The 24,188-nt window shown below is 70.3% G+C and carries 21 protein-coding genes; 13 read left to right on the top strand and 8 right to left on the bottom strand.

Annotation, left to right across the window (positions count from 1 at the left end):
- Positions 1 to 36: 36 nt before the first annotated feature.
- On the bottom strand, positions 37 to 1,254 hold the full coding sequence (locus ACZ7M2_RS47440; RefSeq protein ID WP_471600555.1) for a threonine aldolase family protein: 1,218 nt from the start codon (positions 1,252 to 1,254) through the stop codon (positions 37 to 39).
- Positions 1,255 to 1,428: 174 nt separating this feature from the next.
- Between ACZ7M2_RS47440 and ACZ7M2_RS47445 the strand changes: the two genes are divergently transcribed.
- From ACZ7M2_RS47445 to ACZ7M2_RS47490, 10 genes are all read left to right on the top strand, one after another.
- Positions 1,429 to 2,361, top strand: a complete 933-nt coding sequence (locus ACZ7M2_RS47445) for a Rossmann-like and DUF2520 domain-containing protein (protein ID WP_403691869.1) — start codon at positions 1,429 to 1,431, stop codon at positions 2,359 to 2,361.
- On the top strand, positions 2,358 to 3,350 hold the full coding sequence (gene panC / locus ACZ7M2_RS47450) for a pantoate--beta-alanine ligase (RefSeq protein ID WP_471600556.1): 993 nt from the start codon (positions 2,358 to 2,360) through the stop codon (positions 3,348 to 3,350). Before ACZ7M2_RS47445 ends, panC begins: the two co-directional genes overlap by 4 nt.
- Positions 3,347 to 5,131 carry an L-aspartate oxidase gene (locus ACZ7M2_RS47455; protein ID WP_471600557.1) on the top strand — a complete coding sequence of 595 codons (1,785 nt, stop codon included), beginning with the start codon at positions 3,347 to 3,349 and terminating at the stop codon, positions 5,129 to 5,131. The genes panC and ACZ7M2_RS47455 overlap by 4 nt, the downstream gene beginning before the upstream one ends.
- A 5-nt stretch (positions 5,132 to 5,136) precedes the next feature.
- Entirely contained in the window at positions 5,137 to 6,147 is a 1,011-nt protein-coding gene (gene nadC, locus ACZ7M2_RS47460; protein ID WP_471600558.1) for a carboxylating nicotinate-nucleotide diphosphorylase, read from the top strand.
- A 5-nt stretch (positions 6,148 to 6,152) separates the two neighbouring features.
- A complete protein-coding gene (locus tag ACZ7M2_RS47465) occupies positions 6,153 to 6,950 on the top strand; it encodes a type III pantothenate kinase (RefSeq protein WP_054237503.1) in 798 nt (265 codons plus the stop codon).
- 352 nt (positions 6,951 to 7,302) lie between these two features.
- Positions 7,303 to 7,926: a hypothetical protein gene (locus ACZ7M2_RS47470; protein WP_471600587.1), complete on the top strand. Its 624-nt coding sequence runs from the start codon at positions 7,303 to 7,305 to the stop codon at positions 7,924 to 7,926.
- Positions 7,927 to 7,939: 13 nt separating this feature from the next.
- Entirely contained in the window at positions 7,940 to 8,119 is a 180-nt protein-coding gene (locus tag ACZ7M2_RS47475) for a hypothetical protein (RefSeq protein ID WP_471600559.1), read from the top strand.
- 180 nt (positions 8,120 to 8,299) lie between these two features.
- Positions 8,300 to 8,773, top strand: a complete 474-nt coding sequence (locus ACZ7M2_RS47480) for a BlaI/MecI/CopY family transcriptional regulator (protein ID WP_471600588.1) — start codon at positions 8,300 to 8,302, stop codon at positions 8,771 to 8,773.
- 9 nt (positions 8,774 to 8,782) lie between these two features.
- Positions 8,783 to 9,328 carry an amino-acid N-acetyltransferase gene (locus tag ACZ7M2_RS47485; RefSeq protein WP_352050023.1) on the top strand — a complete coding sequence of 182 codons (546 nt, stop codon included), beginning with the start codon at positions 8,783 to 8,785 and terminating at the stop codon, positions 9,326 to 9,328.
- 227 nt (positions 9,329 to 9,555) lie between these two features.
- Positions 9,556 to 9,891 (top strand): histone-like nucleoid-structuring protein Lsr2, encoded by a 336-nt coding sequence (locus ACZ7M2_RS47490; RefSeq protein ID WP_095853285.1) that lies wholly within the window; start codon positions 9,556 to 9,558, stop codon positions 9,889 to 9,891.
- Between the two features lie 34 nt (positions 9,892 to 9,925).
- Here ACZ7M2_RS47490 and ACZ7M2_RS47495 read toward each other — a convergent pair whose 3' ends face one another.
- Complete coding sequence (locus ACZ7M2_RS47495) at positions 9,926 to 10,594, bottom strand: SCO3374 family protein (RefSeq protein WP_471600560.1); 669 nt, start codon at positions 10,592 to 10,594, stop codon at positions 9,926 to 9,928.
- A gap of 430 nt (positions 10,595 to 11,024) precedes the next feature.
- On the opposite strand from ACZ7M2_RS47495, the gene ACZ7M2_RS47500 reads away from it, so the two are divergent.
- Positions 11,025 to 13,550, top strand: a complete 2,526-nt coding sequence (locus ACZ7M2_RS47500; RefSeq protein ID WP_054237510.1) for an ATP-dependent Clp protease ATP-binding subunit — start codon at positions 11,025 to 11,027, stop codon at positions 13,548 to 13,550.
- Between the two features lie 76 nt (positions 13,551 to 13,626).
- Here the strand turns inward: ACZ7M2_RS47500 and ACZ7M2_RS47505 are convergent, their stop codons facing one another.
- The gene (locus tag ACZ7M2_RS47505; RefSeq protein WP_471600561.1) at positions 13,627 to 16,767 is read right to left on the bottom strand and encodes an NACHT domain-containing protein; all 3,141 of its coding nucleotides are present in this window, start codon (positions 16,765 to 16,767) and stop codon (positions 13,627 to 13,629) included.
- 493 nt (positions 16,768 to 17,260) lie between these two features.
- Between ACZ7M2_RS47505 and ACZ7M2_RS47510 the strand changes: the two genes are divergently transcribed.
- Positions 17,261 to 17,851: a M23 family metallopeptidase gene (locus tag ACZ7M2_RS47510; RefSeq protein ID WP_471600562.1), complete on the top strand. Its 591-nt coding sequence runs from the start codon at positions 17,261 to 17,263 to the stop codon at positions 17,849 to 17,851.
- Here ACZ7M2_RS47510 and ACZ7M2_RS47515 read toward each other — a convergent pair.
- On the bottom strand, positions 17,848 to 18,459 hold the full coding sequence (locus ACZ7M2_RS47515) for a TetR/AcrR family transcriptional regulator (RefSeq protein WP_471600563.1): 612 nt from the start codon (positions 18,457 to 18,459) through the stop codon (positions 17,848 to 17,850). The two genes, ACZ7M2_RS47510 and ACZ7M2_RS47515, sit on opposite strands and share 4 nt — an antisense overlap.
- A gap of 150 nt (positions 18,460 to 18,609) precedes the next feature.
- Between ACZ7M2_RS47515 and ACZ7M2_RS47520 the strand changes: the two genes are divergently transcribed.
- Positions 18,610 to 20,208, top strand: coding sequence for an MDR family MFS transporter (locus ACZ7M2_RS47520; RefSeq protein ID WP_471600564.1), 1,599 nt, complete (start codon positions 18,610 to 18,612; stop codon positions 20,206 to 20,208).
- A 407-nt stretch (positions 20,209 to 20,615) separates the two neighbouring features.
- Here ACZ7M2_RS47520 and cseC read toward each other — a convergent pair whose 3' ends face one another.
- The 4 genes from cseC to ACZ7M2_RS47540 form a co-directional block, all read right to left on the bottom strand.
- Complete coding sequence (gene cseC / locus ACZ7M2_RS47525) at positions 20,616 to 21,941, bottom strand: two-component system sensor histidine kinase CseC (protein ID WP_471600565.1); 1,326 nt, start codon at positions 21,939 to 21,941, stop codon at positions 20,616 to 20,618.
- Between the two features lie 326 nt (positions 21,942 to 22,267).
- Entirely contained in the window at positions 22,268 to 22,972 is a 705-nt protein-coding gene (gene cseB / locus ACZ7M2_RS47530; RefSeq protein ID WP_471600566.1) for a two-component system response regulator CseB, read from the bottom strand.
- Positions 22,973 to 22,991: 19 nt separating this feature from the next.
- Positions 22,992 to 23,645, bottom strand: coding sequence for a hypothetical protein (locus tag ACZ7M2_RS47535; RefSeq protein ID WP_471600567.1), 654 nt, complete (start codon positions 23,643 to 23,645; stop codon positions 22,992 to 22,994).
- Positions 23,633 to 24,172 (bottom strand): SigE family RNA polymerase sigma factor, encoded by a 540-nt coding sequence (locus ACZ7M2_RS47540; protein ID WP_060898668.1) that lies wholly within the window; start codon positions 24,170 to 24,172, stop codon positions 23,633 to 23,635. Before ACZ7M2_RS47540 ends, ACZ7M2_RS47535 begins: the two co-directional genes overlap by 13 nt.
- Between the last annotated feature and the right edge of the window lie 16 nt (positions 24,173 to 24,188).

Genomic DNA, 24,188 nt, shown 5'->3' on the forward strand with positions numbered 1-24,188 from the left:
GTGCGGGGCCGGCCGGCCGCCGGTCGCCGTGTGCGGTCAGCCGGGCAACCGCTCGACGAACTCCCGGACGGCCGCCCGTACGTCCTGCGCCGTCCACTCCAGAGCGGGCGCCGCCACCGTGACCTCGGTGAGCGCGAGCCCCGGACCGCCCCGCATCCAGCTCTGGGAGAAGAGCGAGATCTTCGTCGCCTCGGTCTGCCGCAGCGCCGCGTCCGTGAGGACGTCCGGGTCGTACGGCAGCCAGACCTGGAACTGGTGGGTGTGCGGCTCTTCCGGGTGGACGCGCACCCAGGGGACCTTGGCCTCCGTGAAGCCCTCGCGCAGGGCGGCGGCGACCACGCGCGCGTGGGCCACGTACTCCGGCAGCCGGGGCAGCTCCTGGTCCAGGCCGATGAGCGCGGCGAGCACCGTGGGGAACTGCTGGAGGATCATGCCGCCGTATCGGTGCCGCCAGGTCTTCGCCTCGTCGATCAGTGTCCTCGGGCCCGCGATCACCGCCCCGCCGAAGCCTCCGAGCGACTTGTAGAACGACACGTAGACGCTGTCCGCGAGGCCCGCGATCTCGTCCAGCGGGCGGCCGAAGTGCGAGGTGCACTCCCACAGGCGGGCCCCGTCGAAGTGGACCACCGCGTCACGGTCCCGGGCGGCTTCCACGACCTCGGAGAGTTCCTCCCAGGAGGGCAGCACGAAACCGGCGTCCCTGAGCGGCAGTTCGAGCAGCAGCGCCCCGAAGGGCTCCTCGAAGTCCCGTACCTCCTGGGCCGTGGGCAGCCGGGGTTCGTCGGTCACCCGCACCGGTCGCAAGCCGCTGACCTGGCTGAACGCCTGCCGTTCATGGACCTCGGGGTGGCCGAGCGCATGGAGCGCGACGGTCGGGTTCCCGGTACGGCCGGCCCAGCAGCGCAGGGCGACCTGCTGGGCCATGGTGCCGGTGGGGAAGAAGGCGGCCGCCTCCTTGCCGAGCAGGCCCGCGACCCGCTCCTCCAGGGTCTCGACGATCTGGCCGCCGTACATGTCGACGGGCCGGTCGAGGTCGTACACGCCCTCGGCGCCGTCGTTCAGCCAGGCCAGCCGCTCCCGGACCGTGGGCTGGTGGATGGGCCGCCACAGCACGCGCCGGGCCGCCCGCAGCGCGGCACGCCGCCGCTCCAGCAGCCGCTCGGCCGCCTCTTCCGGATCCTGGCCCGCGCTCTCCGGGTCCTGTCCCACCGTCATCGGGTCCTGTCCCGCCGTCGCTTCCGCCGTATCGCTCATCCCCGGATGATGTCGCGCGCGGCCCCGCCCCGGCATCCTCGTTTTCCGCACCCTCCGCGACCTGCGGAAACCCACAGGCTGTGGACAACGAAAACGACGCTCGAACCAATCGCGTTAACATGACGAGAAATCGTCCGGTACCCCGAGCGGACTGGAACGGAAGGCCGCCGTCGAGTGAGTACATTCCCCCAGCCAGACCCCAAGGACCGCCCCGCGCGGCTCACCGTCGGCGTTGTCGGCGCGGGCCGGGTCGGCCCCGCCCTCGCCGCGGCGCTCCAGCTCGCCGGGCACCGCCCGGTGGCCGTCTCCGGGGTCTCCGACGCCTCCAGGCGGCGGGCCGCCCTGCTCCTGCCCGACGTGCCGCTGCTCTCCCCGGCGCAGGTCCTGGAGCGCTCCGACCTGGTCCTGCTGACCGTCCCGGACGACGCCTTGCCCGGCCTCGTCGAGGGGCTCGCCGAGACGGGCGCCATCCGGCCCGGACAGCTGCTCGTGCACACCTCCGGGCGGTACGGCGCGCGGGTGCTCGACCCGGCGCTCAGAGCGGGCGCCCTGCCGCTCGCGCTGCACCCCGCCATGACGTTCACCGGCACCCCCGTGGACGTGCAGCGGCTCGCCGGATGCTCCTTCGGGGTCACCGCGCCCGAACAGCTGCGCCTGGCCGCCGAGGCCCTGGTGATCGAGATGGGCGGCGAGCCCGAGTGGATCGCCGAGGAGTCCCGCCCGCTCTACCACGCGGCCCTCGCGCTCGGCGCCAACCACCTGGTGACCCTGGTCGCCGAGTCCATGGAGCTGCTGCGCACCGCCGGCGTGGAGGCCCCGGACCGGATGCTCGGCCCGCTGCTCGGCGCCGCCCTCGACAACGCCCTCAGGTCGGGCGACGCCGCCCTCACCGGGCCCGTCGCGCGCGGAGACGCCGGCACGGTCGCCGCGCACGTCGCCGAACTGCGCAAGCACGCCCCGGGGACCGTCGCCGGCTATCTCGCGATGGCCCGCGCGACCGCCGACCGGGCGCTGGCCCACGGCCTGCTGAAGCCGGAACTCGCCGAGGACCTCCTCGGGGTACTCGCCGACGGCGCGGCCCTGCCCGACGACGGGAGCGACCGATGACCACCACCCTGCTGCGCACCGCCGACGAGCTGCACGCGCGCGTACGGCGCGGCGGCCGGGCCGTCGTGATGACCATGGGCGCCCTGCACGAGGGCCACGCCACACTGATCCGCGCAGCCCGCGAGATCGCCGGGCCCGAGGGCGAGGTCGTCGTGACGGTCTTCGTGAACCCGCTCCAGTTCGGCGCGGGCGAGGACCTCGACCGCTACCCGCGCACCCTCGACGCCGACCTCAAGATCGCCGAGGAGGCGGGCGCGGACGCCGTGTTCGCCCCCTCCGTGGACGAGGTCTACCCCGGCGGCGCCCCCCAGGTCCGTCTCTCCGCGGGCCCCATGGGTGAGCGCCTGGAGGGCGCCGTGCGCCCCGGTCACTTCGACGGCATGCTCACCGTCGTCGCCAAGCTGCTGCACCTCACCCGGCCCGACGCGGCGCTGTTCGGGCAGAAGGACGCCCAGCAGCTCGCCCTGATCCGCCGCATGGTGCGCGACCTGAACTTCGGCGTGGAGATCGTCGGCGTGCCCACCGCGCGCGAGGAGGACGGGCTCGCCCTCTCCAGCCGCAACCGCTACCTCTCACCCGTGGAGCGGCGCACCGCGCTCGCCCTCTCGCAGGCCCTGTTCGCGGGCCGCGACCGGCACGCCGCCCAGGAGGCCCTGCGCGCCCGGGCCCGCGAAGTGCCCGCCACACGCGCGCGTGCCGAGGCGCTGAGCGCGATCGGCGAATCCCGCGCCGCCGCCGACGCGCACGCCGTCGCCAAGGCCGTACCCGGCGCCCCCGCCGCCGTCCGCGCCGCCGCCCGCCTCGTCCTGGACGAGGCCGCCCGCCTCCAGCCGCCGCTGGTCCTGGACTACCTGGCGCTGGTCGATCCGTCCGACTTCACCGAGATCGAGGACGAGTTCACCGGCGAGGCGGTCCTCGCCGTCGCCGCCCGGGTCGGCACGACCCGCCTGATCGACAACCTCCCCCTCACCTTCGGAGCCGCCTCGTGACCGCCACAGGCACAGGTACACCTACGGGTACTGGCATACGACTGCACGCACCCGCCCCCGGCTGGGCCCTCACCGCGGACGTGGTGGTCGTCGGCTCCGGCGTCGCGGGCCTCACCGCGGCGCTGCGCTGCGAGGCCGCGGGCCTGAAGACCGTCGTCGTCACCAAAGCCCGCCTCGACGACGGCTCCACACGCTGGGCGCAGGGCGGCATCGCCGCGGCCCTCGGTGAGGGCGACACCCCGGAGCAGCACCTCGAGGACACCCTCGTCGCGGGGGCGGGCCTGTGCGACGAGGACGCGGTGCGCATCCTCGTCACCGAGGGGCCCGACGCCGTACGCCGCCTGATCGAGACCGGCGCCCACTTCGACGAGTCCTCCGAAGGCGGCCTGGAACTCACCCGTGAGGGCGGCCACCACCGCCGCCGCATCGCGCACGCGGGCGGCGACGCGACGGGCGCCGAGATCTCCCGGGCCCTCGTCGAGGCGGTACGCGCGCGTGGCCTGCGCACGGTCGAGAACGCGCTCGTCCTGGACCTCCTCACGGACTCCGACGGGCGCACCGCGGGTGTGACCCTCCACGTCATGGGAGAGGGCCAGCACGACGGCGTGGGAGCCGTCCACGCCCCCAACGTGGTCCTCGCCACCGGCGGCATGGGCCAGGTCTTCTCCGCGACCACCAACCCGTCGGTCTCCACGGGCGACGGCGTGGCACTCGCCCTGCGCGCGGGCGCCGAGGTCTCCGACCTCGAATTCGTCCAGTTCCACCCGACCGTGCTCTTCCTCGGCCCGGACGCCGAGGGCCAGCAGCCGCTGGTGTCGGAGGCGGTACGCGGCGAGGGCGCCCACCTGGTCGACGCGGACGGCGTGCGCTTCATGGTCGGCCAGCACGAGCTGGCCGAACTGGCGCCCCGGGACATCGTCGCCAAGGGCATCATGCGGCGCATGCTGGAGCAGGACGCCGAGCACATGTACCTCGACGCCCGGCACTTCGGCGCCGACATGTGGGAGCACCGCTTCCCGACCATCCTCGCCGCCTGCCGTGCCCACGGCATCGACCCGGTCACCGAGCCCGTCCCGGTCGCCCCGGCCGCCCATTACGCCTCCGGAGGCGTTCGTACGGACGCCCGCGGCCGCACCACGGTGCCCGGCCTCTACGCGTGCGGCGAGGTCGCCTGCACCGGCGTCCACGGCGCCAACCGGCTCGCCTCCAACTCCCTCCTGGAGGGCCTCGTCTACGCCGAGCGCATCGCCGCGGACATCGCGCGGAGCCGCTCGGAGAACGGCCTCCACGCGCGCGTGCCCGTACCGGTCCCGCACCCCGAGAAGCCCGCCCACCCCCTGCTCGCCCCCGAGGCCCGGTTCACGATCCAGCGGATCATGACGGACGGCGCCGGTGTCCTGCGCTCCGCCGAATCCCTCGCGACCGCCACCGGCCGGCTCCAGCAGCTCCACACCGACGCCCGCGACGCCCTCGACGAGAACGGCAAGACCTCCGAGCCAGGCGTCGACACCTGGGAGGCCACCAACCTCCTGTGCGTGGCCCGGGTCCTGGTCGCGGCCGCGCGCCTGCGCGAGGAGACTCGTGGCTGCCACTGGCGCGAGGACCACGCCGACCGCGACGACGCCGACTGGCGCCGCCACATCGTCGTACGGCTGAATCCCGACCGCACGCTGGCCGTACACACCACGGACACCGCAGACTTCCCCCCGACCCTCCAGCAGACCCCCGGCTCCCCCCGACCAGGGGGGACCTCCGTGCCCCAGCGCCTTCAGGAGCAGTGACAGCAGTGAGCACCCCCGACCTTCCCCTCGCCCAGAGCGGCGGCTGCGGCGACGGCTGCGGCTGCGGCGCCGAAGCGGACGACGACGCGTACATGGAGTGCGGTCTCGACCCCGCGCTCGCCCAGCTCCTCGCCGACGCCGGACTCGACCCGCTGGAGGTCGAGGACATCGCGAACGTCGCCATCCAGGAGGACCTCGACCACGGCGTGGACGTGACGACCGTCGCGACCATCCCCGAGGACGCCGTCTCCACCGCCGACTTCGTCGCCCGTGACGCGGGCGTCGTCGCCGGCCTGCGGGTGGCCGAGGCGGTCATCTCCGTGGTCTGCACCGACGAGTTCGAGGTGGAGCGGCACGTCGAGGACGGCGACCGGGTCGAGGAGGGCCAGAAGCTCCTCAGCGTCACCACCCGCACCCGCGACCTCCTCACCGCCGAGCGCAGCGCGCTGAACCTGCTGTGCCGGCTGTCCGGCATCGCGACCACCACACGCGCGTGGGCGGACGCCCTGGAGGGCACCAGCACCCGCGTGCGCGACACCCGCAAGACGACGCCGGGCCTGCGCGCCCTGGAGAAGTTCGCGGTGCGCATGGGCGGTGGCGTCAACCACCGCATGTCGTTGTCGGACGCGGCGCTGGTCAAGGACAACCACGTGGTCGCCGCCGGCGGCGTCGCCCAGGCCTTCGAGGCCGTTCGCGAAGCCTTCCCGGAGGTGCCGATCGAGGTCGAGGTCGACACGCTGCACCAGCTGCGCGAGGTCGTGGACGCGGGCGCCGACCTGATCCTTCTCGACAACTTCACGCCCGTCGAGTGCGAGGAGGCGGTGGCCATCGTGGAGGGCCGGGCGCTCCTCGAAGCCTCGGGGCGGCTCACGCTCGCCAACGCCGGGGTGTACGCGAAGACCGGCGTCGACTTCCTGGCCGTGGGCGCGCTGACCCACTCCTCGCCGATCCTGGACATCGGCCTCGACCTGCGCGAGGCGTCGACGGGCCAGGCCTCGACGGACGAGGCGGAGTAGGACCCATGCTGCTCACCATCGATGTCGGCAACACGCACACCGTCCTCGGTCTCTTCGACGGCGAGGAGATCGTCGAGCACTGGCGCATCTCCACGGACGCCCGCCGCACCGCCGACGAGCTCGCCGTGCTCCTCCAGGGCCTGATGGGCATGCATCCGCTGCTCGGCGAGGAACTGGGCGACGGCATCGACGGCATCGCGATCTGCGCCACCGTCCCGTCCGTGCTGCACGAACTGCGCGAGGTGACCCGCCGCTACTACGGCGACGTGCCCGCCGTGCTGGTCGAGCCCGGCGTGAAGACCGGCGTGCCGATCCTCACGGACAACCCCAAGGAGGTCGGCGCGGACCGCATCATCAACTCGGTCGCCGCCGTGGAGCTCTACGGGGGGCCGGCGATCGTCGTCGACTTCGGTACGGCGACCACTTTCGACGCGGTGAGTGCGCGGGGTGAGTACGTCGGCGGTGTCATCGCGCCCGGGATCGAGATCTCCGTGGACGCGCTCGGGGTCAAGGGGGCCCAGCTGCGCAAGATCGAGGTGGCTCGGCCGCGGGCGGTCATCGGCAAGAACACCGTCGAGGCGATGCAGTCCGGGATCATCTACGGGTTCGCGGGGCAGGTCGACGGGGTCGTCAACCGGATGGTGCGCGAGCTGGCGGAGGATCCCGACGACGTCACCGTCATCGCTACGGGTGGGCTGGCGCCGATGGTTCTCGGCGAGTCCTCCGTCATCGACGAGCACGAGCCGTGGCTCACGCTGATCGGCCTGCGCCTGGTCTACGAACGCAACGTGTCCCGCACCTGACCACCCTCGCCCCCGCCGCCCCTACCAGGGGCTCCGCCCCAGCCCCCACCAGGGGCGCGAGGAACTGCGCGCCCAGCCCCCACCGGCCGTCAGCCGAACGAACTCGGGCAGGCGGTGAATGCGGGGCGAAGCCCCCGCCCTAGGGGCGCGGGCAACCCCCGCCGCCCCGCAGGCGAGGGGATCGGGTGGACGGGGGTTCGGGGCGGAGCCCCGGCAGGGGGCGCAGGGGACACTCACCCGCGGTCGAACCCCCCGCCGACCCCGGGAGGGACACGCGCAGGCGCTATGCGGATTTTGTCTGATTAGCGCGTATCGTCACCGCATGCCCACGCCCTACGGATCCCGCGGCGGCATGGCGTTCGGAGCACAGGAGCTGCGTGTGCTCCGTCGCGCTCTCGCCCTCGCCCTCCACCCCACCCCCGCCTCGGCCGAAGACGTCCAGGACTGCCTCCGTCTCGCCGAGTCCGTCGACGAGGCGGCCCGCGAGGGAGCCAGGCTCAGGGCCTTCCTGCTGGCCGACCTCGCCCGCTACCGGGCCGCCCTGCCCGGCACCGCCGCGGGCTATCTCGTCCTCCTGGAGGAAGCACTCGGCTCGGGCTACCGTCCCGGCCCGGACGACCTCGCCGCGCTCCGGGCGCTGCGCGGCAGCCCCACCGCCGCCGCCCTCCTGGACCGCTGCGACACCCTCGCCGAGCAGGACGTCCGTACCCGCCTCGCGGATCGCGGCACCACACCCACGGTCCCCGCCTCCCGTACCCGCCTGACGGCCCTGCCCGGCGGCCTGGCCGCGGTCTCGGCCTCGGAGGAACCCGTGAAGAAGCCCGCGGGCAGCCCCGCCGCCGAGCCGCGGCCGCAGTCCCCGGCCAGGAGCCCGCGCCCGGACCGTCCGATCCCGACCCCGGGCGAGGTCTTCCCGCCGAAGCGCAAGCCCGCGCCGCCACCGGCGAACCCGCCGCAGCAGCTCGCCGCGGGATAGCTACTCTGGGGGCATGGACTATGTCTCCGCGCTGGTGCCCCCCGTAGTGATGGCCGTGTTCTTCATCGGGTTGATCGTGACGATCGTGAAGACCCAGGGCGGGGCCAACAAGTCCAAGGAGGACGCGGTCGTCGACGCCGTCCTCGCGCGCGCGGAGAGCGCCCGCCAGGCCTCCCCCGACATCAAGGCCTGAGGCGACACCAAGGTCACATGCCCCGGCCGACGCGGCCCGCGCGTCCCCGCCGGGGCACTCATCGGCGTACGACTCATACGTTCTCATACGTTTTTCGAGTCGTACGCCCTTTTTGTTGGTGATCTCCCACTATTGTTCTGAGCTGTGCCTCGCCCATTGGGAGAACTCGAAGACGCGGTCATGACGCGGGTGTGGAAGTGGAACCGCCCGGTGACCGTTCGAGAAGTCCTGGAAGACCTTCAGCAGGAACGGTCCATCGCGTACACCACGGTGATGACCGTTTTGGACAATCTCCATCAGAAGGGCTGGGTGCGCAGGGAGGCGGAAGGCCGGGCCTATCGATATGAGGCGGTCTCCACGCGTGCCGCCTACTCGGCCGCACTGATGAACGACGCGTGGTCCCAGAGCGACAACCCCGCCGCCGCTCTCGTCGCCTTCTTCGGGATGATGAGTGAGGAACAGCGGCGCGCGCTGCGGGATGCCGTACACATCGTGCAAGGGCCTGAAGAAGGCCCCGAACAAGGCCAGGGCGGCGGCGAAACACGTGTAACCCCTGACGCGGCCGAGGAGAAGCCCGTCGAGGCGTCCGGTGAGAAGCAGGGTGAGAAGCCGGGCGAGAACCCCGACTCCGGCCCGGGCGGCACCGGGCGATAGCGTCCGCCCATGCCAGCAGAGCATCCAGCACCGCGTCCCGAAGACACCGCAAAAGCCGTCACCGTCCGGCGGGCCAGGACCAGTGATGTCCCGGCCGTGCGCCGCCTCCTCGACGCGAACGTCCGCCGTAGCATCCTGCTCGACAAAGCGACGGTGACGCTTTACGAGGACATCCAGGAGTTCTGGGTCGCGGAACGCGACGACAACGCCGAGGTGGTCGGCTGTGGTGCGCTGCACGTCATGTGGGAAGACCTCGCGGAAGTCCGCACTCTCGCGGTGAACCCCACGGTCAAGGGCGTCGGCGTCGGTCATCAGTTGCTGGAGAAGTTGCTCCAGACCGCCCGCTGGCTCGGCGTTCGCCGGGTTTTCTGTCTGACCTTCGAAGTCGACTTCTTCGCGAAGCACGGCTTCGTGGAGATCGGCGAGACGCCCGTCGACAGGGATGTCTACGCCGAGCTGCTGCGTTCCTATGACGAGGGCGTCGCGGAGTTCCTCGGTCTCGAACGAGTGAAACCGAACACCTTGGGCAACAGTCGCATGCTTCTGCATCTGTGATCGCCGACGACTATTCCGTCCGACCGCCTTGCCCGCGTTCCCTATGTCCGAAACGCGCATGTTTCCGGTCTTCCAGCGGCCCCCGAGTCTCACCCAGGGGTTTGTGTTTTTCCAGCAAAAGCGGTTTGCTTTCCGACGTACTGCAGTACTGCATATAACAGGGGACGTGAAACAGCGGCACACGCCGCAGGTCCTCGACCCTCAAGTTATCGATGAAAGGAAATCCGGTGGCACAGAAGGTTCAGGTCCTTCTTGTCGACGACCTCGACGGTGGCGAGGCGGACGAGACCGTGACGTTCGCGCTGGACGGCAAGACGTACGAAATCGATCTCACGACCGCCAATGCGGACAAGCTCCGTGGCCTTCTCGAGGCCTACGTGAAGGGTGGTCGTCGTACCGGAGGCCGCGCTGCCGGAGGGCGTGGAAAGGCGCGTGTCGCTTCCGGTGGCAGCCAGGACACCGCACAGATCCGCGCGTGGGCGAAGGAGAACGGTTACGAGGTCAACGACCGTGGCCGCGTTCCGGCGTCCATTCGCGAGGCCTACGAGAAGGCCAACGGCTGAGTCGAGGCCCATGGCCCAGTTGCCCAGCCAAGGTCTACGAGTAGGCCGGCGGCTGGGCGCATGCGCGTCGCAGCCGGACCCGGTGGCACTGTGTCGCCACCGTGTCCACGAGTCGTACGAGATCGGGGGCGCCCCCACCGCCCCCCACGGCCGACAGAGTCGGCAACGAGGGTTCCACCTCGCACCCCGGCTCGGGGGGCCGCAGCCACACGGCGGCCCCCTGTGGACCGGACCCGCCGGGCCAGTCGGTCCCGGCCCCGTCCGCGGTGAGTGGCCCCTCGGGCACCCCCGGCGGCAGCGGAGCCTCGATGCTCCCGCCCGCGCCGATCGCCGTGAGATCGAGCGCCAGAGCGCCCCACTCCAGCCAGTCGAGCAGCCCCGGCAGTTCCTCCGCGCTTCCCGCGGCCACCAGTAGCCACATCCGCTTGCCGTGCCGAGCCGGCCCCTTCTCGCGCCGAGCCGCCGGCTCCTCGCACGGTGCCGATCGGCTTGCGTGCAGTGCCACCGGAGAGGCCGGTCCCAGGTGTCGCAGGGCCCTGACACCCGCTTCCGCAGGGACGTCCAGGACGTCGAAGCGCAGGCCGGCGGCCAGTCGTAGCGGCGAACCGGGCACTGTCGCCCAGCCGAGTTCGTTCTCGTACCACTGCCGCACCGGGTCGCTCGGGTGGAGCGGGCGGCGGGGGAGGGGGACAGTGGGAAGCATGTCAGGAGCAACCGTCAGAAGGGCTCCAGAGTTACGCTGGGTGTTTCATCATGTGCGCTGAGTATCGAAAGAAGAGGCTTGCGGGGGCGACCGGTGGCGCAAGGATGTTCGCCCATAGCGGAGGGAACCGGTGCGCGCGGCATGGAGTGTCAGTGCGTACGGGTAAGACATCCCTAGTGGGAAGGGCGACACGCATGGCTCGGGCATCTCACGTTCGCCATCGGCGTACAGCTGGTGAGGGTATCTGCCTGGCCTGCGGGAACATCGTCTCGCACCATCAGGTTGGAGCAGATGTCGGCGTTCGGGGTCAGGAGGCCAAGGACGGTGTCGGCAGTTGGAATGAGCGGTCCCCGCTTGCGGGACTAAGCTGCGGAAGGACAGCGAGGGGAGCGTCCCCTTACTGCCTGACCGCTCTGAGGAGCGATTAACGATGTTCGAGAGGTTCACCGACCGCGCGCGGCGGGTTGTCGTCCTGGCTCAGGAAGAAGCCCGGATGCTCAACCACAACTACATCGGCACCGAGCACATCCTCCTGGGCCTGATCCACGAGGGTGAGGGTGTCGCCGCTAAGGCCCTGGAGAGCCTCGGGATTTCGCTCGAGGCGGTCCGCCAGCAGGTGGAGGAGATCATCGGGCAGGGGCAGCAGGCCCCGTCCGGGCACATCCCCTTCACCCCCCGTGCCAAGAAGGTCCTGGAGCTCTCGCTCCGCGAGGCCCTTCAGCTGGGCCACAACTACATCGGCACGGAGCACATCCTGCTCGGCCTGATCCGAGAGGGCGAGGGCGTCGCCGCCCAGGTCCTGGTCAAGCTGGGCGCAGACCTCAACCGGGTGCGGCAGCAGGTCATCCAGCTGCTCTCCGGCTACCAGGGCAAGGAGACCGCCACCGCCGGCGGTCCTGCCGAGGGCACCCCCTCCACGTCCCTGGTCCTCGATCAGTTCGGCCGGAACCTCACCCAGGCCGCTCGTGAGTCCAAGCTCGACCCGGTCATCGGGCGCGAGAAGGAGATCGAGCGGGTCATGCAGGTGCTGTCCCGCCGGACCAAGAACAACCCGGTCCTCATCGGCGAGCCCGGCGTCGGCAAGACCGCCGTCGTCGAGGGCCTGGCGCAGGCCATCGTCAAGGGCGAGGTGCCCGAGACCCTCAAGGACAAGCACCTCTACACCCTGGACCTCGGCGCGCTGGTCGCCGGTTCCCGCTACCGCGGTGACTTCGAGGAGCGGCTGAAGAAGGTCCTCAAGGAGATCCGCACCCGCGGCGACATCATCCTGTTCATCGACGAGCTGCACACGCTCGTGGGTGCGGGTGCCGCCGAGGGCGCCATCGACGCGGCGTCGATCCTGAAGCCGATGCTGGCGCGCGGTGAGCTCCAGACCATCGGTGCGACGACCCTCGACGAGTACCGCAAGCACCTCGAGAAGGACGCGGCCCTCGAGCGCCGCTTCCAGCCGATCCAGGTGGCGGAGCCTTCCCTCCCCCACACGATCGAGATCCTCAAGGGCCTGCGCGACCGCTACGAGGCGCACCACCGGGTCTCCATCACGGACGAGGCGCTGGTCCAGGCCGCCACCCTGGCCGACCGGTACATCTCGGACCGCTTCCTGCCGGACAAGGCGATCGACCTCATCGACGAGGCCGGTTCCCGGATGCGCATCCGCCGGATGACCGCGCCGCCGGACCTCCGCGAGTTCGACGAGAAGATCGCGGGCGTCCGCCGCGACAAGGAGTCGGCCATCGACTCCCAGGACTTCGAGAAGGCGGCCTCTCTCCGCGACAAGGAGAAGCAGCTGCTGGCGGCGAAGGCCAAGCGCGAGAAGGAGTGGAAGGCCGGCGACATGGACGTCGTCGCCGAGGTCGACGGCGAGCTGATCGCCGAGGTCCTCGCGACCGCGACCGGCATCCCCGTCTTCAAGCTGACCGAGGAGGAGTCCTCGCGTCTGCTGCGCATGGAGGACGAGCTCCACAAGCGGGTCATCGGCCAGAAGGACGCCGTCAAGGCGCTCTCGAAGGCGATCCGTCGTACGCGGGCCGGTCTGAAGGACCCGAAGCGTCCGGGTGGTTCGTTCATCTTCGCGGGCCCGTCCGGTGTCGGTAAGACCGAGCTGTCCAAGGCCCTCGCCGAGTTCCTCTTCGGTGACGAGGACGCGCTGATCTCCCTCGACATGTCGGAGTTCAGCGAGAAGCACACGGTGTCGCGTCTCTTCGGTTCGCCCCCCGGATACGTGGGCTACGAAGAGGGCGGTCAGCTGACGGAGAAGGTGCGGCGCAAGCCGTTCTCGGTGGTCCTCTTCGACGAGGTCGAGAAGGCTCACCCGGACATCTTCAACTCGCTGCTGCAGATCCTGGAGGACGGTCGTCTGACCGACTCCCAGGGCCGGGTCGTGGACTTCAAGAACACGGTCATCATCATGACGACCAACCTCGGCACGCGGGACATCTCGAAGGGCTTCAACCTGGGCTTCGCGGCCACGGGTGACACGAAGTCGAACTACGAGCGCATGAAGAACAAGGTGTCGGACGAGCTCAAGCAGCACTTCCGTCCCGAGTTCCTCAACCGCGTCGACGACGTGGTCGTCTTCCCGCAGCTGACGCAGGAGGACATCCTCAAGATCGTCGACCTGATGGTCGGCAAGGTGGACGAGCGCCTCAAGGACCGGGACATGGGCATCGAGCTCTCCCAGTCCGCCAAGGAACTGCTGTCCAAGAAGGGTTACGACCCCGTCCTGGGCGCGCGGCCGCTGCGTCGCACGATCCAGCGCGAGATCGAGGACACGCTCTCGGAGAAGATCCTCTTCGGCGAGCTGCGCCCCGGTCACATCGTGGTCGTCGACACGGAGGGCGAGGGCGACACCAAGACCTTCACCTTCCGCGGTGAGGAGAAGTCGGCGCTGCCCGACGTCCCGCCGATCGAGCAGGCCGCGGGTGGGGCAGGACCCAACCTGAGCAAGGAGGCGTAGCGCTCGGCGCTCGCCTGAACGAAGGGGCTGCCCCGGGACCTCGGTCCTGGGGAAGCCCCTTTTTTCACACCGCCTTTCACACCACGCTGTCCGTTTTCTCGATCGTGACGGCCGCGGTGTCCGGGAGGAACGCCAGGAGATGCTCCGGTACGTCGGTCACGTCCGGGGCGAGATGGAACGTGACCCTGCGCAGGCCGGGAAAGAGGGCCGGGACATTTGAGAGGTCCTCGTTTCCTGTGAACTTGTTGAGCCGCAGTCTCGTCACGTTCGGCAGTACCGGACCCGCGCTCCACCCGACGGCATTCCAGTTCACACGAAGTTCTTGTAGAGCGGGAAGCCGGGTGATCTCTTCGAAGTCCTCGGGGGTGAGGTTTTCGGGGAGAGTGGCCAGACTCAGCTGCTTCAGTGCGTGCATATGACTCAGGCCGCGCAATCCCGTGTGCTGCAGAGCGTTCCTGGTGAACCGCAGATACGTCAGCGGCAGATTCCGGGGGAGCACCTCATCGAGGGAGTCCCCGTGCAACGGGATGCCGATGTCGAGCAGGCGCAGAGTGCGGGATGCCGAGAGCGGTGCCAACGCTTCCGGATTCTCGAGTCCGGGCAGGCCGGCGAGCAAAAGCCATTTCAGGGGCAGCGCGGCGAGCGGGGTGAGGTCGTCGACGTACGGGCTGCCGCCGCTGACGTCCAGGTGTACGAGCCGCGCCTGATCCGACAGGAAGCTCAGATCACGCAGGACGCGGTTGTCGCGTACGACGAGTTTGGACAGCTGATCCGGCAGCAGGCCCTCGCGTATGTCGTCCGCGCCGATGTCCCCGACGACCTGGACCATGGAGCGGCCGCCGAGGTCGCGCAGGGCCCGCAGCTGGTCGGTGGAGTGCGCGCAGAAGTACAGGTCGTCCGGTGGCAGATGGGCGATGACGTCGGACGTGTAGCGCCGGGTGTCGAACCGGTGGGCGGTCCAGGTGAGTTGGGCCCGTACGCGCAGCGCCGGATGCGACCGGAAGCGGGCGAGGACCGGGAGCGCCGCGTCCGTGCCGATGAGTGACGCGGTGATGACCACGGCCCTGGCCTGATCGTCGGTGAGCCCTTCGGGGCCGGGCAGCAGCTCCAGGACGAGCGGGCCCGCGTCGGCGAGGGTGCGGGCCTCCTCGGTCGTACGGGGCGGGATGAGCGAGGCGGCGTTCCGTTCCACGGCCGCGCGGACGTGGGGGTCGAGTTCCGTGGCGTGTTCCAGCGCGGCCAGGGCGAGAAGTCGTATACGTGTACCCGCCGTTCCGGACGTCTCCTCGGCGGACTTGGTCAAGTCGGCCAGGAGGGTGGCCCGTTCGCGGGGACGGGCGTGGGCGACCGCCATCCGGATGACGTCCGACCACTGGGAGTCGAAGGCGCCTCGCACCAGCAGCCCGAAGTCCCCGTCCTCCACCGCCGCCCGCGCGCCCAGGTAGTCCTGGAAGGTGCGGTGGACGAACTCGACGGTGCCGAGGGTGGGTTCGCGGAGCAGGCCGCTGCGGACGAGAAGGTGGCGCAGGATCGCCGGGGCGTCGCCCTGCGCGGCGGCGGACGGGAGGGACGGCAGGACGTCGGCGACGATGCGTTCGGCACGGTCGCGGTCCATCTCGGACTGGTTGTTGCGGATGAGCCAGTAGGCCAGGCGCTGGAGGAGCTGGACCTGCGGGAGTTCCGTGAGATGGATGCCGCCGGTGCGTTCGGGCGCGAACATGTCGCGCTCCTCGTCACGGCGCGACAGCAGCATGGACAGGGCGGCGTCGTACAGCTCCTGCCGGCCGTGCGGCAGATAGCCCCGCCGGTCGCGGTGCAGCGCGCAGATCAGCCCGCACATCAGCGGGTTGGTGGCGAGCCTGCCGAGGTCGGGCTTGGTGCCGACAGCGGTGAGGAGGGAGTGTTCGTAGCCGTCGAGGCGGTCGGTGTCCGGGGCGTCGAGCCGGGCCGCCGTGTGCCAGCGGCGGATGAAGGCGGTGACGTCGTCGCGGCCCATGGGGGTGAGGGCGAGCTCGGTGAAGCCGTCGGGGGTGAGCCAGTCCTCGCGGACGGCCGAGGGGCGGGAGGTGACCAGCCACTGGTTGCCGGGATAGACGTCCAGCAGCTCGCGCAGCCAGCGGCGGGTCCGCTCGCGGTCGCGTTCGGGGATCTCGTCGATGCCGTCGACGAGGAGCAGCCCGCGCCCGGCGGCGAGAACGCGGTCGCTCCAGCCGTCCGGCTGGGTGGCGTGGAAGGGCACGCGGGCGGCGGCGAGGAAACCGTCGGGTGCCGGGAGTCCGTCGGGGCGGCGTACGAGGGTGCGCAGGGGCAGGACGAACGGGATCCGGTCGCCGCGCTCGCCCCGGGCCGTGGTCACGGCCAGCCACTGCACGAGGGTGGTCTTGCCGGAGCCGGCCACTCCGCGCAGCAGCACCAGGTCCTGTTCGGCGAGGGCCTGTTCGGCGGGGAGGGTGCTGCCGGCGGCTGCGATGTGCGTCCCGCTCGGGCCGGTCGCCTCCGCGTCCTCGGTGGCCCGTACGGCCCGCAGGCTGAGGTAGGCGGCGTCGAGGGGCCAGCGCTCGGGGGAGTTGACGAGATCGATGCCGTAGATGGTGAGCCGGCTGTGCTTGGTCGCGACGTACGCGAGGTACCGCTGTTCGAAGGCGGGATCCGTGCCGCCGGGCGGCGGAGTCCGCGCGATCAGCTCGTCCACCTTGCCGATGAGTTCGCTCTGCCTGCGGCTCTGCTCCACCAGCGTGCGGGCCACGAAGGCCGAGCGCTGGGTGAAGAAGTGCAGGATGTGCAGGCAGGCCGCGCTCAGGATCCGCTCGTAGAACAGGGTCGCGTCGAAGGAAAGGTCCCGCTCGGGGTTGCCGCTCGCGGCGCGCAGCTGCAGGGCGAGCCCCTCGTGACCGAGTTCCACGGCCTGTATGTCAGTCATGGTGAGGTCGCCGAGGGCGTGCAGGGTGTCGGCGAGGGCGTGGACGACGGCCTGCTCCTCGTCGGGGGCCGTCGGACGCTCCCCGGTGCGCAGGGCTCGTGCGACCAGCTCCGCCGCCAGCGTGGTCAGCTCCTTCTCCCCGAGGGTTCGCTTCTCTCCCCTGAAGGAGACGAACCCGGAGATCCGCAGTGGCTTCTCGACCAGCCCGGCGCCCGGCCCGTCCGTCACGAACAGTTTCCTGACGAGCGGCGCGACCACACTCGAGGCCAGTTTGGCACCTATGGCTGCTGGTTCCATGACGCTCCCCCGGACGGCACGGTGACGGCTGCGCAGACCACATTAGGGCCTGTCGCAGGTTGGGGAGTGCGGTCGGGGCCGAGGGTCCCGCACGGCCTTGTGACACCCCCTCGCGGTGACATGACGCACAGGCGATTTTTCCCTTACTAGGGCGGGTAGTAGACAACTGCGAGTGGGCAAATCGGACGTAAAGGTGCACAACGCCTGCGGGGTGCATGGCGCCATGGCCGGTGGTCCGGCGAGGGCCGTACGTGCCGGAACGCAACGCCCGTATGTGGGGTTAAACGTCTCTACCCTGAAAAATCGGGCGTATTCGATACGGAGTGGGGCGTCTGTCAAGAAGCTGGAAATTTTAGGGTGAACTACGACCTGGCGTCGTAGATGGGGACTTTGTGGGACGGCCAGGACTCGGGTTACCAAGGGATGGCCCACTCGGCGACAACGTGTCCGTCGGGTGGACCTGACCCCCGTCTCCGTTCCCATGAGGTTCCGCATGTCGAAGCGCGTCACGTCCCGCCACTCCCGTATGTCCCTGCTCCGCTCCAGGGCGGCCGTCCTGGCCGTCGGCGTGGGTGCCACGGCCGTACTGGGCGCCGGGGTCGCGGCCGCCGCCACCGAGGCGGCCCCGCAGGCCGCCGTGAAGACGGCCGCCACCAACGCGACCGGCTCCTGGATCGACCCGGTGAAGAAGTACACGCTCTCCGCGGGCTTCAACCAGGCCGGCAACCTGTGGCAGCACAACCACTCCGGGCAGGACTTCGCCGTGCCCACCGGCACCGAGGTCCTCGCCGCGCACGGCGGCACCGTCGTCAAGGCCGGCGGCAACGGCGCCGGTGACGGTCCCGCGTACGGCAACGCCATCGTCATCAAGCACGGCAACGGGACCTACTCGCAGTACGCCCACCTGTCCCGGATAGACGTGCGGATCGGCCAGGTCGTCGCGACCGGCCAGCACATCGCGCTCTCCGGCAGCACCGGCAACTCCACCGGGCCGCACCTGCACTTCGAGATCCGTACGACCCCGAACTACGGTTCCGCGGTCAACCCGGTGGCCTTCCTGCGCGGCCAGGGCGTGACCGTCTAAGACGCTTCAGGGGTGATGCCGGCGCCGCCGTGCGCCTGCGTCACCAAGTCGATCGCGACCTCCAGGACAGCCTTGCGCTTCTCCTCGGGGTCGCCTTCGACGTCCTTGAGCAAGAACATCCCGGCGTGCATCGAGAACAGCGCGCTGATGCAGCGCACTTGGTCCGTCAGATCGGCGTCCGGCTCCTTGAGCAGGCCGACCATCCGGATCATGCGGTCCTTGAAGTCCTCGCCCGTGCGCAGCTCGCGGACGGCCGCCTGGTTCTCCTGCATGAAGCGGAAGAGCGGGGCCGCGTCCGCGAGCGCGTTGCTGTAGCGGCGCAGGATCTCCTGCTTCGTCTCCAGGGTGCGAGGCTGCTGCCGTGCCCACTCGATCAGCTCGTCCATGGGCCTGGACAGGTCCTGGAAGAGGCTGATGAGGATGTCTTCCTTGGTCTTGAAGTGGTAGTAGAGCGCCGCCTTCGTGACGTCGAGGTGCTCGGCGATCTCGCGCAGCGAGGTCTTCTCGTAGCCGTGCTCGGAGAAGAGTTCGAGGGCGACGTCCTGGATTCGCTGGCGGGTGTCCCCGCGGCGCTGTCGCTTGGTGCCGTCCATGGTGTCGCCGCCCATCCCTGCGCTCCTCGCACTCCTTGAAACGTACGCGTCGTCCGACTGGCAAATCCAGGAAAACTTACTTGACGCCCGGCTAGTTACCGGTCTAACTTCCCTCAGTGTAGTCAACTTGCCGGGCGGCAAGTAAGTACCCAGGGGAGTGGAACCATGGCGGACAACAAGGAAGCGGTCATAGAGACCGAGAAACAACCGCGCAGCGTACGCGTCGTGCTGCTCGCGCTCATGATCACCATGATGCTGGCCATGCTGGACAACATGATCGTGGGCACGGCGATGCCGACGATCGTGGGTGAGCTGGGTGGCCTCCAGCACCTGTCATGGGTCGTCACCGCGTACACCCTCGCGACCGCCGCCTCCACCCCCATCTGGGGCAAGCTCGGCGACATGTACGGGCGCAAGGGCGCCTTCATGACCTCGATCGTGATCTTCCTGGTCGGCTCCGCGCTGAGCGGTATGGCCCAGGACATGGGTCAGCTCATCGGCTTCCGTGCCGTTCAGGGCCTGGGCGCCGGTGGTCTGATGGTCGGCGTCATGGCGATCATCGGTGACCTGATTCCGCCGCGTGAGCGCGGCAAGTACCAGGGCATGATGGCCGGCATCATGGCGCTCGCCATGATCGGCGGACCGCTCATCGGCGGCACCATCACCGACCACTGGGGCTGGCGCTGGTCCTTCTACATCAACCTGCCGCTCGGCATCGTCGCGCTCCTCGCCATCAGTGCCGTCCTGCACCTGCCGAAGAAGCGCGTCCAGGCGAAGATCGACTACCTCGGTGCCGGACTGCTGGCCCTCGGTATCTCGTCCATCGTGCTGGTCACCACCTGGGGCGGCAGCGAGTACGCCTGGGGCTCGGCCAGGATCATGGAGCTCATCGGCATCGGTGTCGCCGCGCTGGTCGGCTTCGTCTTCGTGCAGACCAAGGCCGCCGCGCCGATCATGCCGCTGCACATCTTCCGCAGCCGCAACTTCACGCTGATGTCGATCATCGGCTTCATCACCGGCTTCGTGATGTTCGGCGCCACGCTCTTCCTGCCGCTGTACCAGCAGTCCGTGCAGGGCGCGTCCGCGACCAACTCCGGGCTGCTCCTGCTGCCGATGCTGGGCGCGATGCTGGTGACCTCGATGGTCGCCGGTCGGGTCACCACCGGCACCGGGCGCTACAAGGCCTTCCCGATCGTCGGCGGCGTTCTCATGGCGGTCGGCCTGTTCCTGCTTTCTCAGATGGACACCGGTACGACCCGGTTCACCTCCGGGCTGTACATGGCCGTACTCGGCCTCGGCATGGGCTGCCTGATGCAGATCACCATGCTGGTCGCGCAGAACAGCGTCGAGATGAAGGACATGGGCGTCGCGTCCTCGTCCACCACTCTCTTCCGTACGCTCGGCTCGTCCTTCGGCGTCGCGATCATGGGTGCGCTGTTCAACCAGCGGGTCCAGGACGTGATGACCGAGCGGGCCGGGGCGCTGGGGTCCAAGGTCACCGAGCAGTCGGCGCAGCTGGACGCGGCGAGCCTGGCCAAGCTGCCGGCGGCGGCGCGGGAGGCGTACCAGTACGCGGTGTCCTCCGGAACGCACTCCGCGTTCCTGCTGGGTGCGGTGGTGTCGCTGGCGGCGCTGGTGGCCGCGGTGTTCGTGAAGGAGGTTCCGCTTCGGGGGGCGGGAGCGGGGGCGCCCGCGCCGGAGGGTTCGAGCGAGGACGCGGCGAGCGACTCGGCGCCGAAGTCGACCGTCGTCGAGACCGTCTGACCTCGTCCGACCCGACCTCGCCCGATCCCACCCCGCTTGATCCGAAGACCCCCGGAGTGTCCGCCCCGGGGGTCTTCTCCTGTACGCGCTTGGTGCGCCCCGAGTCTCCTCGCCCCCGCCGCCCCTACCCGTCCCATCCCCCGGGGTTGCCACCCCCGGACCCCCACTTCGGCCTGAACGCCCTCGTCCTCGAACGCCCGAAGGGCTGAATGGCGTCGGCCGGGGTGGGTGGGGGTTGGCCTCCGGCCTTGTTCTTGAAATGCCGGTCGAGCCGGGGTTTTCAGGGGCGCGGGGAACTGCGCGCCCAGCCCCCACCGGCCCGCAGCCGAACGAATCGGCTGGGCGGGGGGCGGGGGAACCGGCCGAGCCGGGCCCGGTCTACGGCAACCGGACCTCGCTCACCGGCCTCAGGTCGGCAGCATCGGATAGCTGCCGGTGTTCGTCGGCGCGTGTTCCGGCAGCCACAGCACCGCGACCGCACCCTCCGCAGGCACATGCTCCGGGGCTCCCGCGGGCCGGACGTTGCGGAAGGTCAGCCGGGCACCGAGCACCCGGGCCTGACCGGCCGCGATGGTGAGGCCGAGGCCGTGACCGTGGCCCGAGCGGTCGCTGCTGCCGGTGCGGAAACGGCTGGGACCCTCGGCGAGAAGCTCCTCGGGGAAGCCGGGACCGTGGTCGCGGACCCGGATGACCCGGCCCTCGACCGAGACCTCGATCGGCGGCTTGCCGTGCCGTGTCGCGTTGGCCAGCAGGTTGAACAGCACGCGCTCCAGGCGACGCGGATCCGTCGTGACCTCCGACTCGTGGATCACGCGTACGTCGACGTCGGCGTCCTTGGCGGCCACGCGCCGCGACACGAACTCGCCGAGCAGGATGTCCTGGAGTTCGGCCCGCTCGGAGGCGCCGTCCAGCCGCGCCACCTCGAGGACGTCCTCGACGAGGGTCCGCATCGCCTGGGCCCGGTCGCGGACGAGTTCCGTGGGGCGGCCAGGGGGAAGGAGTTCCGCCGCCGTCAGCAGGCCGGTCACCGGCGTGCGCAGTTCGTGGGCGATGTCGGCGGTCACCCGGCGCTCGGCCTCGATGCGCTGCTGGAGCGCGTCCGCCATGGCGTCCACCGCGCGCGCGAGGTCGTCGGTCTCGTCCCGTACGACCCCGCCGATCGCTTCCCGTACCCGTACGTCGGTCTCACCCTTGGCGACCTGGTTCGCCGCGGCGGCGGCCTTGCGCAGCCGGCGCGAGAGCTGGCCGCCGATCAGCACGCCGAGCGCGCTGCCGCCGAAGACGACCGCGATCGAGCCGATGATCAGCGCCTGGTCGAGGTCCTTCATGACGTCGGTGTTGCGGTCCGTGAAACCGGTGTGGAGCGAGAGGACGCGGCCGTCCTTGAGGGGTACGGCCGCCCAAATGTCAGGGACCCCGTTCGGACGGTCGGCGACAAAGGTGGCCCGCCGGCCCTGCATGACCTTCGCCAGCAGGTCCTTGGGGATGGCCGGGTCGTCGACCTTGACCCCGAAGGCCTGGGTCCGCCCGGACTCGTACATGCGCTCGGCGACCGTGATGCGTTCGTCCGCCAGGTCGCGCGAGTTGTCGAGCATCGAGACGCGCGCCGCGTTGTGCACGACGAGGCTGAGCGCGATCGCGACCAGCGCGCCGACCATGGCGATCGCCGCGCTGAGCTTCCACCGGATACCCGTGCGAATGCCGGAGTTCCCTGCGGCGGCCGCCATGCGCATGCCCACAGGCGCGCCGCGGCCGGCCGACGGGCCCCGGCCGACGGGCGTGCCGCGACGAACGGATGTGCCCCGGTCGACGGGTGTGCCCCGGCCGTCGGCAGGTGTGTTCCAGCCGCTCCGACCGCTCCCGGTCACCGGACCCCTCCCGGCCACTGGACTGCTCCCCGTCACCGGGCCGTACCCGTTGACAGGTCCGGGCCCGTCGGCCGGGCCGTACCCATTGACCGGCCCGCGCCCGCCACCCGCGTCGGCCGGTCTGTTGCGGCCGGTCGGGCCGTCGCCGTCCGCCGGAGTCCGGCGCCGAAATATCCCCCGCATACCCCTGCTCAGGCCTTCAACTTGTAGCCGAAGCCACGGACCGTCTCGATCCGGTCCTGGCCGATCTTCGTCCGCAGCCGCTGTACGTGGACGTCGACGACACGGGTGTCCCCGCCCCAGCCGTAGTCCCACACGCGTTCGAGCAGCTTGTCGCGGCTCAGCACCGTTCCCGGCGCGGAGGAGAACTCCAGCAGCAGCCGCATCTCGGTCGGCGTCAGAGCCACCGGCGTACCGCCCCTGTGGACTTCCATGCCCTCGGTGTCGATCTCCAGGTCACCGAAGGCGAGCACTCCGCCGTCGACGGACGAGGTCTCTTCGGGGGTTCCGTTCGGACCGCTCGCGTGTCCGAAACGGCGCAGCACGGCGCGGATCCGGGCGACCAGCACGGCCCCGTCGAAGGGCTTGGTCACGTAGTCGTCGGCGCCCGCCTCCAGGCCCAGCACGACATCGATCGAGTCGGCGCGCGCGGACAGCATGATCACGGGGACGGTGGACTCGTCACGGATGCGGCGGCACAGCGAGACACCGTCGAGTCCGGGGACCATTACGTCCAGCAGGGCGATGTCGGGACGGTCGGCGCGGAACGCCTCCAGGCCCGACAGCCCGTCGGGCATGGCCGTCACCGCGAAGCCGTCGCGCTCGAGAGCGAGCTGCGTGGCCTCGCGGATGACGTCGTCGTCCTCGACGAACAGGACGTGGGTCTGCTCTGCCATCCGGCTGCTCCGTCTGCGCTCAGTTCGCGGGAGCGGGCGTGTCGGCGCCGCCCACCGCGTTGCTGTAGTCGTTGTGCGTCCGGGACCTCTCGGTGAAGCGGGTCGCGGTCCACCCGTAGGTGATCACTTCTTCGCTGGAGGGGTATTCCACCGGATCGCCCTTCTTGTACAACTGCTGGGTGATCACCAGGTCGCCCCGGTCGATCTCCGCGTAGACCGGCGGCTCCTCGGTCTTGAAGACATTCTCGTACCTGCCGCTTTCCTCGCGGTAGACGTACGAGCCGATCCCCACGGCATCCCCGCAGGTCATGACGTTGACCACGACGTCGTCGGTGGTTCCTCCGGTCAGATCCCCGTACGACACGTCGACCGGGTACTCGTCGGCGACGCACGGTTTCGTCAGCGCGTTCTTGACCGAGTCGCTGACCTCCGGGTCGTCCTTGACGAGCTTGACCGCGTCCACGCGCTGGGGCGTCTTGGACGGGGAGGCGGGTGCCGCGGGGCTCGGGGCCGCCCCCTTCGCCACCGCCTCACTGCTCGCCGGGCCCTCGTCGCGGGCGCCCGTGCCACCCGTGGCGCAGGCGGTCAGGAAAAGGCCGAGGGCGGCGAGCGCGGCCGTTACCGCGCTCCCCGCCTTCAGGACCTGCCTGGCCCGAGTTCCTAGGCCGCGCAACGCTCCCGCTCCTCACGTTCGAGCGCGCGTGCGTCCAGGTCGCGGCTCTCCAGCTCCTCGCGGAGCCGGGCGAGCGCCCGGTGCAGCGTGCTCTTGACCGTTCCGGCCGACATGCCGAGGGCGGCGGCCGTCTCCTCCGTGGACATCTGCTCCCAGTGTCGCAGCACCACGACGCTGCGTTGCTTGGGAGCGAGAACCTTCATGATGTCCATAAGGAGCGCCCGGTCCGCGTGCTGCTCGGTCGAGTCGTCGACGCAGGCGTCCGGGAGCTGCTCGGTGGGCACCTCTTCGAGTTTCCGCGCCCGCCACCACTCGGTCCGCGTATTGATCATCACGCGGCGCAGATAGGCGTCCGCGAGCCGCTTGTCCGCGATGCCGTCCCAGCGGCCGTACGTCCGTACGAGCGCGGTCTGCAGGAGGTCCTGGGCGTCGACGGGGTCGGGGACCAGGCGACGGGCACTGCGCAGCAGCGCGTCCTGCCGAGTGCGGACGTACTCCTCGAATTCGAGCACCTCGCCGTGCGCCATGATCAACCGCCTCCAT

The organism is Streptomyces sp. NPDC111507 (assembly GCF_055638955.1).